Annotated in this window: 13 protein-coding genes; 6 read left to right on the top strand and 7 right to left on the bottom strand. The window is 76.0% G+C overall.

Features of this window, described 5'->3' with window-relative positions; all coding sequences use genetic code 11:
- A complete protein-coding gene (locus tag NLX85_RS32615) occupies positions 1-150 on the bottom strand; it encodes a hypothetical protein (protein ID WP_167364301.1) in 150 nt (49 codons plus the stop codon).
- A 181-nt stretch (positions 151-331) separates the two neighbouring features.
- Here NLX85_RS32615 and NLX85_RS32620 point away from each other — a divergent pair, with 181 nt between their 5' ends.
- Entirely contained in the window at positions 332-730 is a 399-nt protein-coding gene (locus NLX85_RS32620; protein ID WP_254341704.1) for a VOC family protein, read from the top strand.
- 66 nt (positions 731-796) lie between these two features.
- Here NLX85_RS32620 and NLX85_RS32625 read toward each other — a convergent pair whose 3' ends face one another.
- The 5 genes from NLX85_RS32625 to NLX85_RS32645 are packed head-to-tail and all read right to left on the bottom strand — an operon-like array spanning position 797 to position 7,340.
- A complete protein-coding gene (locus NLX85_RS32625; RefSeq protein ID WP_254341706.1) occupies positions 797-1,615 on the bottom strand; it encodes a helix-turn-helix domain-containing protein in 819 nt (272 codons plus the stop codon).
- Between the two features lie 54 nt (positions 1,616-1,669).
- Entirely contained in the window at positions 1,670-2,896 is a 1,227-nt protein-coding gene (locus tag NLX85_RS32630) for a bifunctional glycosyltransferase family 2/GtrA family protein (RefSeq protein ID WP_254341707.1), read from the bottom strand.
- A 3-nt stretch (positions 2,897-2,899) separates the two neighbouring features.
- Positions 2,900-5,065 carry a glycosyltransferase family 39 protein gene (locus NLX85_RS32635; RefSeq protein WP_254341708.1) on the bottom strand — a complete coding sequence of 722 codons (2,166 nt, stop codon included), beginning with the start codon at positions 5,063-5,065 and terminating at the stop codon, positions 2,900-2,902.
- A 45-nt stretch (positions 5,066-5,110) separates the two neighbouring features.
- Entirely contained in the window at positions 5,111-6,622 is a 1,512-nt protein-coding gene (locus NLX85_RS32640; protein WP_254341709.1) for a cell wall metabolism sensor histidine kinase WalK, read from the bottom strand.
- A complete protein-coding gene (locus tag NLX85_RS32645) occupies positions 6,600-7,340 on the bottom strand; it encodes a response regulator transcription factor (RefSeq protein ID WP_107079796.1) in 741 nt (246 codons plus the stop codon). The genes NLX85_RS32640 and NLX85_RS32645 overlap by 23 nt, the downstream gene beginning before the upstream one ends.
- Positions 7,341-7,513: 173 nt before the next feature.
- Here NLX85_RS32645 and NLX85_RS32650 point away from each other — a divergent pair, with 173 nt between their 5' ends.
- The 3 genes from NLX85_RS32650 to NLX85_RS32660 are packed head-to-tail and all read left to right on the top strand — an operon-like array spanning position 7,514 to position 10,029.
- On the top strand, positions 7,514-8,335 hold the full coding sequence (locus NLX85_RS32650; RefSeq protein ID WP_254341710.1) for an FAD:protein FMN transferase: 822 nt from the start codon (positions 7,514-7,516) through the stop codon (positions 8,333-8,335).
- A gap of 9 nt (positions 8,336-8,344) precedes the next feature.
- The gene (locus NLX85_RS32655; RefSeq protein WP_254341712.1) at positions 8,345-9,238 is read left to right on the top strand and encodes an SDR family oxidoreductase; all 894 of its coding nucleotides are present in this window, start codon (positions 8,345-8,347) and stop codon (positions 9,236-9,238) included.
- The gene (locus NLX85_RS32660; RefSeq protein WP_254341714.1) at positions 9,235-10,029 is read left to right on the top strand and encodes an alpha/beta fold hydrolase; all 795 of its coding nucleotides are present in this window, start codon (positions 9,235-9,237) and stop codon (positions 10,027-10,029) included. Before NLX85_RS32655 ends, NLX85_RS32660 begins: the two co-directional genes overlap by 4 nt.
- 6 nt (positions 10,030-10,035) lie before the next feature.
- Here NLX85_RS32660 and NLX85_RS32665 read toward each other — a convergent pair whose 3' ends face one another.
- The gene (locus NLX85_RS32665) at positions 10,036-10,251 is read right to left on the bottom strand and encodes a hypothetical protein (protein WP_254341716.1); all 216 of its coding nucleotides are present in this window, start codon (positions 10,249-10,251) and stop codon (positions 10,036-10,038) included.
- A gap of 149 nt (positions 10,252-10,400) precedes the next feature.
- Here NLX85_RS32665 and NLX85_RS32670 point away from each other — a divergent pair, with 149 nt between their 5' ends.
- Complete coding sequence (locus tag NLX85_RS32670; protein WP_254341717.1) at positions 10,401-11,348, top strand: serine/threonine-protein kinase; 948 nt, start codon at positions 10,401-10,403, stop codon at positions 11,346-11,348.
- Positions 11,349-11,746: 398 nt separating this feature from the next.
- A complete protein-coding gene (locus NLX85_RS32675) occupies positions 11,747-12,175 on the top strand; it encodes an OsmC family protein (RefSeq protein ID WP_091309083.1) in 429 nt (142 codons plus the stop codon).
- Positions 12,176-12,177 lie beyond the last annotated feature (2 nt).

Below are 12,177 nucleotides of genomic sequence, written 5' to 3' on the forward strand. Positions count from 1 at the left end.
TCAGCCCTGGTCGGTGGGCTGCCGGCGGAACCGCGCCACCAGCCGTCGCCAGTAGAGCTTGGCGGCCACCGCCACGCCGGCCACCCCTCCGACCACCGCCTGCACGATCAGGCTGCCGGATCCCGCGTCCAGGTAGGCCAGGTGCGTCACGGCCAGCTCCCTTCCTTCGCCAGTCATCGGAGTCCGGCCCGATATGAGAGCTTTACCGCTCTAAGCCGGACTTGTCCCACACCGTACGCTCCCGCTCCCGGACGTGCGGGCCACACCGGTCACTCGTCCCCCGTCCGATCCGTTCAAGACGGGCGGGCCGACCGGCTCCTACCGTGACCGCATGACACCGCAGTTCGATCTCATCGGAATGGTCGTCACCGACATGGGGCGCACCCTGGACTTCTACCGCCGGCTCGGCCTGCCGGTCCCGGCCGGCGCGGAACGCGAGCCGCACGTGGAGATCACCCTCGACAACGGCGTCCGGCTCGCGTGGGACACCGTCGAGACCATCCGCGGCTTCGACCCCGGCTACGCCCCGGCGACCGGCGGCCCGCGCGCCGCCCTGGCCTTCCGCTGCGCCGACCCGGTCGAGGTGGACCGCTGGTACGGCGAGCTGACCGCCGCCGGCCACCACGGGCACCTGGCGCCGTGGGACGCCTTCTGGGGCCAGCGCTACGCCGTCCTGCACGACCCCGACGGCAACGGCGTCGACCTGTTCGCCCCGCTCAAGTCCGAGTGAGCCACGGCCGCGTCTCCCGCCGATCTTGGACAGCTGCCGTTCGAGCGGGACGGTAACTGTCCATGATCAGTCGCCGGCGGGCGGCAGCAGGCGGGTCGGGGGGACCCCGGCGAGTTCCGTCACCTCGCGGGTGAGGTGCGCCTGGTCGGCGTACCCCGCCAGGACGGCGACCTCGGCCAGCGGAGTGCCGGCGCGGGCCAGGCCGAGGGCGCGGCGCATCCGCAGGATGCGGGCGAGGGTCTTCGGGCCGTACCCGAAGAGGAGTTGGCTGCGCCGGTGCAGGGCCCGCGCGCCGAGGCCGACCTCGGCGGCGGTGGCGGCGACGGTCGCGCCGGCCGCCAGCCGGGCGGCGACCCGGGCGCCGAGCGGGTCGGGCCCGCCCGCCGTCCGCAGCCGGCGCAACGCGACCTCCTCCAGCAGGGCGGCGATGGACCCTGCCGGCAGTTCGCCGAGCGCCGGCGCGGCCGGGCCGTCGGCGGGCGCGGTGGGCGAGCCGGCCGGGAGCCGTCCCGGGTGTCCTCGCCGGTCCCGACCGGCGGTCGCGGATGACGCGCCGGCAGTCGCGACGCGGTCGGCCAGTTCGGCGGCGGCCGGCCCCCACAGGTCGCCGAGAGGCACGCGCTGGTCGCGCAGCTCATCGGCGGGGACCCCGAACACCGCGGGCCCGGTGCCCGGCGGGAGCCGCAGCCCGACCCACCGCTCCCCCGGCACGCTCACCGACAGGTGCGCGTGCCGGTCGGGTCCGGCGACCAGCAGCCCGGACCGGCTGGACCAGAGCAGGTCCAGGCACCCGTCCGGCAGCACCCGCACCGGCTCTTCGCCGCGCGAGACGCTCGCCCACCGGACGGCCCCCGGAACTCCCGGTGCCGCTTCCTCCCGGTACATGCCCCCACCCTGCCACGTCGGGACCCGCTCCCCGCTCCCGATCTTGGCGAGCGGTCAGGCGCGGTGGTGCATGGCGAGACGCAGCAGGGTGAAGCGGAGGGCGGTCGCCGCGAGGTTGGCGGCGATCAGCACCGTCAGTTCCAGGGCGCGGGGCGGGGTGCCGGCCGTGCCGTGCAGCACCGCCAGGGAGCCGCTGGTCAGAGCCAGGCCGAGGGCGAACGCGAGCAGCCCCTGAAGGTGGTGCCGGCCGGCGTGCCGGCGGCCGGTGACGCCGAAGGTGAGCCGCCGGTTGGCCGCCGTGTTGGCCACCGCCGTCACCAGCAGGGCCAGCAGGTTCGCCGGTTGCGCCCCGAGCGGGCCGCGGGCCAGCAGGAACAGCACCAGGTACGCGAGCGTGCTGCCCACCCCGACCACCGCGAACCGGGCGAGCTGCCGGGGCAGCCCGGCCGGTACCTGCGCCGGCGGCGCGGGCAACGGCGCCCGGCCGAGCTGGGCGCGCAGGTCGGCCAGGGGCAGCGCCCCGGTGACCAGGGCCCGGCCCAGCCGCCAGATGCCGCGCAGGTCGGCCATCGCGGTGGCCACGATGTCCACCCGGCTGTCCGGGTCGTCGACCCAGTCGACCGGCACCTCGTGGATCCGCAGCCCCGACCGTTGGGCCAGGACCAGCAGCTCGGTGTCGAAGAACCAGCCGGTGTCCTGCACCAGCGGCAGCAGCCCGGCCGCCACGTCGGCGCGGATCGCCTTGAACCCGCACTGCGCGTCGGAGAAGCGCACCGCGAGGGTGCCGCGCAGCAGCAGGTTGTAGCCGCGCGAGATCACCTCCCGCTTGGCCCCCCGGACCACCCGGCTGGTCCGCGCCAGCCGGGTGCCGATGGCCAGGTCCGAGTGGCCGGAGATGAGCGGGGCGACCAGCGGCAGCAGCGCCGCCAGGTCGGTGGAGAGGTCCACGTCCATGTACGCCAGCACCGGCGCCGGTGAGGCCGACCAGGCGGCCCGCAGCGCCCGGCCCCGCCCCTTGGCGTCCAGGTGCAGCACCCCCACCTCGGCCAGTTCCGCGGCGAGCGCCTCGGCCACCGCGAGGGTGCCGTCCACGCTGGCGTTGTCCGCCACGGTGATCCGGAACGGGTACGGGAAGTGCGCGGTGAGGTGCGCGTGCAGCCGCCGGACGCAGGGAGCGAGATCGGCCTCCTCGTTGTAGACCGGCACCACCACGTCCAGCACCGCCGCGGGCGCCGTGGGCCGGGCCTGCACCGCGGCCCGGGGTTCGCGCGTGTTGGTCATCGCTCAGCCCTGCTTTCCGCTGCTCAGGTCGTACACGGTCACGCCGTCGACGGTCTGCGCCGTGAACTTCTCGGCGACCCAGCCGGCGATCTCGGCGGAGGCGTCGCTGCCGCCGTTGGCCCGGAAACCGCCGCCGCCGATGAAGTAGTGGATCCTGCCCTCGCTGACGTACCGCTGGAACTGGGCGAGGGTCGGCGACGGGTCGCTGCCGTTGAAGCCGCCGATCGGCATCACCGGCTCGCGGGTGGCGAGCTGGTAGCCGGAGGCGTTGTTCGAGCCGACCGTCGCGGCGACCCAGGTGTAGTCGTCCGCGTCGGCCTCCAGCAGTGCCTTCAGCTCGGCGCTCGGCTCGCGGGCGTCGAGCAGCCCACCCATGCCGCCGCCCTGCGACCGGCCGCCGCCGGGGAACTGCGGGCCGCCGCCGGGCGCGATCCCGCCGTTCTGCGCCGTGCCGCCGTTCCGGCCGCCCGGGAAGCCGGGGAGCTGGCCGCCCGGGAACTGGCCGCCGGGGAGTTCCATGCCGCCCGGCATCCGGCCGCCACCCGGGAACCCGCCGCGGCCGCCGGGGCCGAAGCCGCCCTGCACGAACGGGCCGGCACTGGGGATCGAGCCGGTGTGCGCGGTCGCCGCCGTCTGGAGCGAGTAGGCCACCGGGCCGGCGAGCGCGGCCGCCGCGCCGAGCGCGAGCAGCACCGGGGCCACCCGCCGGGGCAGACGGTCGGCGACGACCAGCAGCGCGGCGGCGGCCAGGCCGACGACGAGCACGGCGGTGCGCAGCCACGGGTACCAGTCGGCGCTGCGGCCGAGCAGGCGCCAGGACCACCAGGCGGTCACCGCGAGGGTGCCGGCCAGGATCACGGTCGCGGCGAACCGGCGCCACCGTCCCGAGGCCGGCGGTCCGCCCACGGCCGGTGTCGTCCGGGCGCGCCAGAGCAGGGTCGCCCCGATGCCCACCAGCGCGCCGACCGCCGGGGCCAGCGCCACCGTGTAGTACGCGTGGAAGATCCCGGACATGAAGCTGAAGATCAGCCCGGTGACCAGCAGCCACCCGCCCCAGAGCAGCAACCCGGCCCGGGTCCGGTCGGTACGCGCCGCCCGCCCGGCGAGCCACAGCCCGGCGACCAGCAGAATCAGCGCGGCCGGCAGCAGCCAGGAGATCTGGCCGCCGACCTCGGTGTCGAACATCCGCAGCAGGCCGGACTGTCCGGAGAACGGGCCCCCGCCCCCGCCGCCCATCCGGCCGGCGCCGCCGACGCTGCCCTCCTCGTCGCCGGTGATCCGGCCGAGGCCGTTGTAGCCGAGGGTCAGCTCCAGGATGCTGTTGTGCTGGGAACCGCCGATGTACGGGCGGGCGCTCGCCGGCACCAGCTCGACGATCGCCACCCACCAGCCGGCGGCGACCACCACGGCCAGCCCGGAGAGCAGCAGCTGGCGGAGCCGCCGCCAGAAGCCGGTGGGCGCGGCCAGCAGGTAGACCCCTGCGAAGACCGGGATCACCAGGAACGCCTGGAGCATCTTGGTGAGGAAGCCGAGGCCGACCAGCGCGCCGGTCAGCGTGATCCACCGGGTGCTGGCCGTCTCGACCGCGCGCACCGTCGCGTACGCGGCGGCGACCAGCAGGAACACCAGCAGGGCGTCCGGGTTGTTGAACCGGAACATCAGCGTGGCCACCGGGGTGACCGCGAGCACGGCGCCGGCGAGCAGGCCGGCGACCGGCCCGTACCAGCGGCGGACGGCGGCGTACAGGACGCCGACCGAGGCGACGCCGAGCAGCGCCTGTGGCACCAGGATCGACCAGCTGCTCAACCCGAAGACGCGGACGGAGAGGGCCATCAGCCAGAGCGAGGCGGGGGTCTTGTCGACGGTGATCGAGTTGGCCGCGTCGGAGGAGCCGTAGAAGAACGCCTTCCAGCTCTCCGAGCCGGCCTGCACGGCCGCCGAGTAGAACGCGTTGCCCCAGCCCGAGGCGCCCAGGCCCCAGAGGTAGAGCAGGGCGGTGGCCAGCAGCAGGCCGAGCAGCGCCGGTCGGGTCCAGCGCGGGTCGCGACGGGGCGGCTCGGCCGCCGTTGGCGCCGGGGTCGGGACCGGTTCCGGGGCGGGCGCGGGGGCCGGGTCGGTCGCGGGCGACCCGGCCGTGGGCGCGGTCAGCAGGCTCTCTGTTCTGTCCATGCCGGCAAGCCTCGGGCGGCCCGCTGACCCGGCCCCGTGAGCGGCCTATGCGCCAGCTGTGCGTTCGGGCAGCCGCACCGTGAAGACGGTCCGCCCGGGGCGGCTCGCCACCTCGACCTGGCCGTGGTGGGCCTCCACCACGGCGGCAACGATGGCCAGCCCGAGGCCGGTGCTGCCGTGCGCCCGGGAGCGCGAGCTGTCGCCGCGGGCGAACCTCTCGAAGACCTCCGGCTGCAGCTCCGCGGGGATGCCGGGGCCGTCGTCGGTGACGCTCAGCTCGACGCCACCGGCCACCGGCGTGAGCCGGGTGGTCACCGTGGTGCCGGGCGGGGTGTGCACGCGGGCGTTGGCGAGCAGGTTCGCCAGCACCTGGTGCAGCCGGTGGGCGTCGCCGGTGACGCTCAGCGGCTCGTCGGGCAGGTCGAGCTGCCAGCGGTGCTCGGGGCCGGCCACGTGGGCGTCGCTCACCGCGTTGACCACCATGGCGGTGAGGTCTACCGGCTCGACCGCGAGCGGACGGCCGGAGTCGAGCCGGGCGAGCAGCAGCAGGTCGTCGACGAGGCTGGTCATCCGGGTGCTCTCCGACTCCACCCGGCGCAGGGCGTGCGCCACGTCCGGGGGGACCTCGTCCCGGCCGCGCCGGGCCACCTCCGCGTAGCCGCGGATGGCGGCGAGGGGGGTACGCAGCTCGTGGCTGGCGTCGGCGACGAACTGGCGTACCCGCGTCTCGCTGGCCTGCCGGGCGGCGAGCGCGGCGGCGACGTGGCCGAGCATCCGGTTGAGCGCGCCGCCCACCTGCCCGACCTCGGTACGCGGGTCGGTGTCGGCCGCCGGCACCCGCACCGACAGGGCCACCTCGCCCCGGTCCAGGGGCAGCTCGGTGACCCGGGCGGCGGTGGCGGCGACCCGGTTCAGCGGGCGCAGCGCCGCCCGGACGATCAGCGCGCCGAGCCCGCCGGCGATGATCAGCCCGGCGGTGACCAGCCCGGCCTGGGCGACCAGCACCCACATGACCGTGTCGTTGACGCTGGACAGCGGGACGGCGAAGACCAGGACGTCTCCGTCGGCCATCTGATGGGCGACGGCCCGGTAGTCGCCACGGTCCCCGATGTCCACGGTGCGGGGCCGCCCGTCGGTGGGTTGCCCGGCCGCGTCCGCCGCCTGCTCCGCCGGCAACGACTCGACCACGCGCGGACCGGTCCTGATCTTGGCGCAGGTGACCTGACCGTCGTCGACCTTCACGGCGACGGAGTTCACGGGGAAGCCGGGCGGTGGTTGGAGCGCCTCGCACTGCCCGGCGTCGCCGGGCCGCCCGGGCGTCGGCTGGTCCCGGAAGATGTCGGGCACGTTCTCGCGTCGGCGGTCGCCGGCCGTGATCTGGTCGTCGACCTGGCGGATCAGGAAGTGGCGCAGGGCGATCGTGGTCAGGCCGCCGATGCCGACGCTGACCAGGGCCAGCAGCGCCACCACGGAGAGCACCAGGCGGCGGCGCAGCGACCAGCCGGCCAGCCGCCGACGCAGCCGACCGCCCCGGTCACTCCGCGGGCTTGAGGACATAACCCGCCCCGCGCAAGGTGTGGATCATGGGCTCGCGGCCCGCGTCGATCTTCTTGCGCAGGTACGAGATGTACAGCTCGACCACGTTGGCCTGGCCGCCGAAGTCGTAGTTCCAGACCCGGTCGAGGATCTGCGCCTTGCTGAGCACCCGGCGCGGGTTGCGCATCAGGTAGCGCAGCAGCTCGAACTCGGTAGCCGTGAGGTTGATGAGGTCGCCGCCGCGGCGTACCTCGTGGCTGTCCTCGTCGAGGCTGAGGTCGCCGACGGTGAGCACCGCCTCCTCGCGGGCGGCGACCGCGAACCCGGAGCGGCGCAGCAGGGCGCGCAGCCGGGCGATCACCTCTTCGAGGCTGAACGGCTTGGTGACGTAGTCGTCGCCGCCGACGGTGAGCCCGGCGATCCGCTCCTCCACCGCGTCCCGGGCGGTCAGGAAGAGCACCGGCACGGTGGGGGCCTGCTCGCGCAGCCGGCGCAGCACCTGGAAGCCGTCGAGGTCCGGGAGCATGACGTCGAGCACTACGGCGTCGGGCTTGAACTGCCGGGCGGCGCTGATCGCCGCCATCCCGTTGCCGGCGGTCGTCACCTGCCAGCCCTCGTAGCGCAGCGCCATCGAGAGCAGGTCGGTGAGCGTCGGCTCGTCGTCCACCACCAGCACCCGCACCGGTTCGCCGTCGGGTCGGCGCAGCTCGATCCGGCCCTGCGCGGCCTGCCCGTTCATGACCATGACCCCCATCGTGGGCGCACCCGCTGTGCCGGTCCTGTCCTGATCCTGTGTACCAGCTGTGCGGGCCGGCCGCGGGGATCCGCGCGGTCGGGTCGTCGGGGCGGACGCACAGCCGGAGCACAGGCACGGCCCACGTCCCCTCCAGCCTCGCCGGGGACGCTCGGCGCATGAGCGTGGACGGGTTCTTCGAGCTCCGGTGGTGGAGTCGTGGTGCGGCGGTCCGGGTGGCGGTGTCCGATCGTACGGCGCTGCCGGCGGCCCGCCGCGAGGTGGCGCGCCGGCTGGCCGGGCTGCGCGCGGTCGACCTGGAGCTGTCCCGGGCGCACCGGGCGGCCGGCCGGGCGGTGCCGGTCGGTCCGCTGCTGCGCGACCTGGTGGCGGTGTCGCTGGGCGCGGCGGAGGCGAGCGGCGGCGCGGTGGACCCGACGGTCGGCGCGGCCCGGCTGCGCCGGTCGGTGGCCCCGCTGCCGGCCTGCGGCTCGGGCTGGGGGCGGGTGGACCGGGGCGAGGGCTGGCGGGCGGTGTCGCTGCGCGGGGACCTGCTGGCGGTGCCCCCGCCGCTCTGGCTGGACCTGGGCGCGACGGCCGGGGCGTACCTGGTGCAGCGGTGCGCCGAGCAGGTGGCGGCCCGGCACGGGATCGGGGTGCTGGTGGCGGTCGGGTCCCGGGTGGCCGCCGCGGGGCCGGCGCCGGCGGGCGGCTGGCGGGTCGCGCACGGGCCGGCCACGCTGACCGGCGGCGCGCTGGTCACGGCCGACGTGCTGCGCCCGGACGGCGGCGGGGTACGCGATCCCCGCACCGGCGCCGCGCCGGACTCGCCGTGGTCCGCGGTGACGGTGGCCGCGCCCGACGCCGCGCGGGCCGCGATGCTGGCGGTGGGCGCGCTGGCCCGCGGCGCGGGCGGCCCGGAATGGCTGGCCGGACAGGGCGTCCGGGCCTGGCCGCGGACACGCCGGACGGGCCTTCCCCAGCCTGCTACCCGGTGGTAACTTGCCGGCATGTCCATCGACGGTCGTCCCGCCGGCCGGCTGGCCGGCAAGGTCGTGCTGGTGACCGGGGCGGCCCGGGGCATCGGCGAGCACACCGCCCGGCTCGCCGCCGCCCGGGGCGCACGGCTGGCGCTGGTCGGGCTGGAGCCCGACCGCCTCGCCGCGCTCGCCGCGGAGCTCGGTCCCGGGCACGTGTGGTTTCCCGCCGACGTCACCGACCAGGCCGAGCTGGCCGCCGCGGTCGACGGCACGGTCGCGGCGCTGGGCGGCATCGACGCGGTGGTGGCGAACGCCGGGGTGGCCAACCGGGGCACCATCGCCGTCGGCGACGTCGAGGCGCTGGTCCGCACGGTCGAGGTGAACCTCATCGGGGCGATGCGCACCGCGGCGGCGACCGTGCCGGCGCTCACCGCCCGCCGGGGCTACCTGCTGATCGTCTCGTCCGCCGCCGCGTTCGCCGCGCTGCCGGGAATGGCCGCCTACTGCGCCTCGAAGGCCGGGGTCGAGCACTTCGGCACGGCCATCCGGCTCGAGCTGGCGCACCGCGGGGTGGCCGTGGGCACGGCGCACCCGTCCTGGGTGGACACCGACCTGGTCCGCGAGGCGCGGGCCGACCTGCCGGCGTTCGAGGCGGCGCTGGCGAAGCTGCCCTGGCCGATGCGGCGGACCACCACGGTGCAGGAGTGCGCCGCGGCGTTCGTCCGGGCGATCGAGCGCCGCCGGCGGCGGGTCTACGTGCCACGAGCCGTCGGCGTCGTGCAGGCAGTCCGGTCGGTGCTGGTCAGCCCGCTCGCCGACCGGCTGATCGGCCGGACCGCGAGGGACACGGTCCCGCTGATCGAGGAGCAGACCCGGGCGCTGGGCCGGGGCTTCGGAGCGAGCACGCCGGACGTGCGGCAATGAGTGGCGTGGAGGTGGTCTTCGAGCGGCGGGGGGCCGGCGCCCCGCTGGTGCTGCTGCACGGCATCGGGCACCACTGGGCCGCCTGGTCACCGGTGCTGGACCGGCTCGCCGAGGCGCACGACGTGATCGCCGTCGACCTACCCGGCTTCGGCCGCTCGCCGGTGCCCGCCGCCGGCCTGCCCGCCGACATGCCCGGCCTGGTGGCCGCGGTCGTGGAGCTGTTCGCCGCGCTCGGGCTGGAGCGCCCGCACGTGGCGGGCAACAGCCTCGGCGGGGCCATCGCGCTGGAGCTGGCCGCCTCCGGTGCGGTCTCCTCGGCCACCGCCCTCTCCCCCGCCGGCTTCTGCACCCCGCGCGAGCTGCGCTGGGCGCTCACCGTGCTCACCCTGCACCGCAACGCGGCGCGGCTGCCCGAGCCGGTGCTGCGCTCGCTGTTCGGCAACCCGGCGCTGCGCACCCTCGCCCTGGGCATGATCCTGGCCCGACCGAACCGGATGGCGCTGGCCGAGGCGCTGGCCGACGCGCGGGCGCTGCGCGAGGCGCGGGCCTTCCGCGCGGTGGCCCGCGCCGGCCGCGGCTACGCGTTCGCCGGCGCGCCGACCGTGCCGGTGACGGTCGCCTGGGGAACCCGGGACCGGATCCTGCCCTACCGGCAGGCCGCGCTGGCCCGGACCCGGCTGCCGGCGGCCCGGCACCTGGGCCTGACCGGCTGCGGGCACGTGCCGATGCACGACGACCCGGAGCTTGTCGCCTCGGTCATCCTCGACACCACCGGCGCGCGGGCGGCCTGACCGGGCTCACTCGGTGGCGCCGAACGGGTCGGTGCGCACGTAGCGCATCGTCCAGTCGCCCCCGTCGTGGTGGTGGTCGCGCTCGTAGAGGTGGTCCGCCTCGCCGCCGGGCGGCCGGTCGGGGTGGCGCAGGATCCACCGCGGTGGCGGCGACCCGTCCGGGTCGGCGGGCAGGTCCCGGACCAGGTCGTCGGCCGGCCCGCCGACGAACCGTACGCGCACCAGACCCACGGTCACCCTCCGTCTCGACGTCGACACGATCCCCTGCCCGCGAAGCTACCCCGCCCGGGGGCGGTAACCCCGGCGGTTTGCCCTGCTCGGGGCTCGGGTAGCGAGACCGGAGGGGACCGAACGAGGACGAGGAGTGGTCGATGAGGACGCTGGGCGGGCGGTACGAGCTCGAACGGCGCGTCGGCATCGGCGGGATGTCCGAGGTGTGGCGGGCGCACGACCTCGTCCTCGACCGGACCGTCGCGGTGAAGCTGATCTCGCCGGGACTGGACGGGGAGGCCACGTCGGTGGAGCGGATCCGAGCCGAGGCCCGCTCGGCGGCCCGGCTGGTGCACCCGAACGTGGCCAGCGTGCACGACTTCGGCACGGCCGCCCTGCCGGACGGACGCGCGCTGCCGTACATCGTGATGGAACTGGCCGAGGGGGAGACGCTCGCCGCCCACCTGCGCGGCGGCCCGCTGGACTGGCGGATCGCGGTACGGGTCTGCGCCGAGGTGAGCGCCGCCCTGGCGGCCGCGCACGCGCACGGCATCGTGCACCGGGACGTGAAGCCGGCGAACGTGATCCTGACCCCGGCCGGGGTGAAGGTGCTCGACTTCGGGATCGCCACCCCGGCGGGCGCGCCGGACCACACCCCGGACGGAATCGTGGTGGGCACGCCGGCGTACCTGGCGCCGGAGCAGCTCGACCGGCAGCCGGCCACCCCCGCCGCCGACATGTACGCCCTGGGCGTGCTCCTCTACTACTGCCTGACCGGTCGCCTCCCGTACACGGCCGACACCACCACCCAGCTGCTCCGTTCGGGCCGGCGCCGGGCGCCGGAGCCGCTGCCCGAGATCGACGGGTTGCCGGCCGAGGCGGCCGATCTGTGCCGGCGCTGCCTCGCCACCGACCCGACCGCCCGGCCGAGCAGCCTGATGGCCGCGCTGCTGCTCGCCGAGGTGGTGGACGCCCGCGTCTACGTGCCGATGGTCGCCGCGGCTCCCCGCCAGCGGCGCGTGCCGGTGTCGCCGTGGACCGAGCGGGCCGCCGCCGAGGCGACCGAGGCGGTCGCCGTCGACGCGTACCCGACGGGCCGGGCCGGCTGACGCCGTAGGGCAGACCTCGCCGAGCCATCCCTCCTGTCCGGCGTTCATCGGCACCGCTCACCCGACGCAGAGGTCACTGTGCGTGCAGGCGCCGCCGCGTTCACCATCAGTAACGGCCCCGGCGAGGGCCGGGGAGGCTTCTTCCCGCCTTTGCTCTGCAGCCCTCCGCGCACCACCATCCTGAGCTGCCCTTTCTCCACGCCGGCGGGCACGCCCCCGGCCGGCGTGGTCACTCACCGCAACTGTTGCCTCCGTGGCTGCAGAGCAAAGGCGCCGCGCAGCATCCCCCCGGTCGGACCGGCGGTGACACCGCGTAGCCCACCGGCGCTGCCTGCTCAGGCGCGGTTTCGCCGGCCGGGGGCCGGGTAGCCGGGCGGGTGAGTGACGGGAGGAACGCGATGCCGGATCCGAGTTCCTGGCTGGCCGAGACGGCCACGGCGACCGCCGCGGGCGGTCACGTACGCACCGAAGACGGCGGTCTCTCCTCCGCCCTGGCGTCCCCGTTGGCGCCGCACTGCACCGGTCTGACGCCCGAACAGCTCCTGGCGGCCGCGTTCGCCTCCTGCCTGCACCACGCGGCGGTGGAGGCGGCCGGTGAGATCACCGACGAGGCGCACACCGTCGAGGTGACCGCGGCGGCGAAGCTGGGCCGTGACGACGACGGCCGGTACCGGGCCGACGTGCACGCCGAGATCTCCTCGGCCGGCCTCACCCGTGAGCAGCTTGCCGACCTGGTGGCGCACGCGGACCGGCTCTGGCCGTTCTCCAGCGGCGACAACAGCCGGCACCGGCTGACCGTCACCCCGGCGGAGAACGGCCGGCACTGACC

The organism is Micromonospora sp. A3M-1-15 (genome assembly GCF_024213425.1).
Taxonomy (GTDB): domain Bacteria; phylum Actinomycetota; class Actinomycetes; order Mycobacteriales; family Micromonosporaceae; genus Micromonospora; species Micromonospora chersina.

Excerpts from the sequence above, each read along its gene's own strand:
- NLX85_RS32625 (WP_254341706.1), bottom strand. The coding sequence starts at position 1,615 with ATGTACCGGGAGGAAGCGGCACCGGGAGTTCCGGGGGCCGTCCGGTGG.
- NLX85_RS32675 (WP_091309083.1), top strand. The coding sequence starts at position 11,747 with ATGCCGGATCCGAGTTCCTGGCTGGCCGAGACGGCCACGGCGACCGCC.
- NLX85_RS32660 (WP_254341714.1), top strand. The coding sequence starts at position 9,235 with ATGAGTGGCGTGGAGGTGGTCTTCGAGCGGCGGGGGGCCGGCGCCCCG.
- NLX85_RS32620 (WP_254341704.1), top strand. The coding sequence starts at position 332 with ATGACACCGCAGTTCGATCTCATCGGAATGGTCGTCACCGACATGGGG.
- NLX85_RS32645 (WP_107079796.1), bottom strand. The coding sequence starts at position 7,340 with ATGAACGGGCAGGCCGCGCAGGGCCGGATCGAGCTGCGCCGACCCGAC.
- NLX85_RS32635 (WP_254341708.1), bottom strand. The coding sequence starts at position 5,065 with ATGGACAGAACAGAGAGCCTGCTGACCGCGCCCACGGCCGGGTCGCCC.
- NLX85_RS32650 (WP_254341710.1), top strand. The coding sequence starts at position 7,514 with ATGAGCGTGGACGGGTTCTTCGAGCTCCGGTGGTGGAGTCGTGGTGCG.
- NLX85_RS32630 (WP_254341707.1), bottom strand. The coding sequence starts at position 2,896 with ATGACCAACACGCGCGAACCCCGGGCCGCGGTGCAGGCCCGGCCCACG.
- NLX85_RS32640 (WP_254341709.1), bottom strand. The coding sequence starts at position 6,622 with ATGTCCTCAAGCCCGCGGAGTGACCGGGGCGGTCGGCTGCGTCGGCGG.
- NLX85_RS32655 (WP_254341712.1), top strand. The coding sequence starts at position 8,345 with ATGTCCATCGACGGTCGTCCCGCCGGCCGGCTGGCCGGCAAGGTCGTG.
- NLX85_RS32670 (WP_254341717.1), top strand. The coding sequence starts at position 10,401 with ATGAGGACGCTGGGCGGGCGGTACGAGCTCGAACGGCGCGTCGGCATC.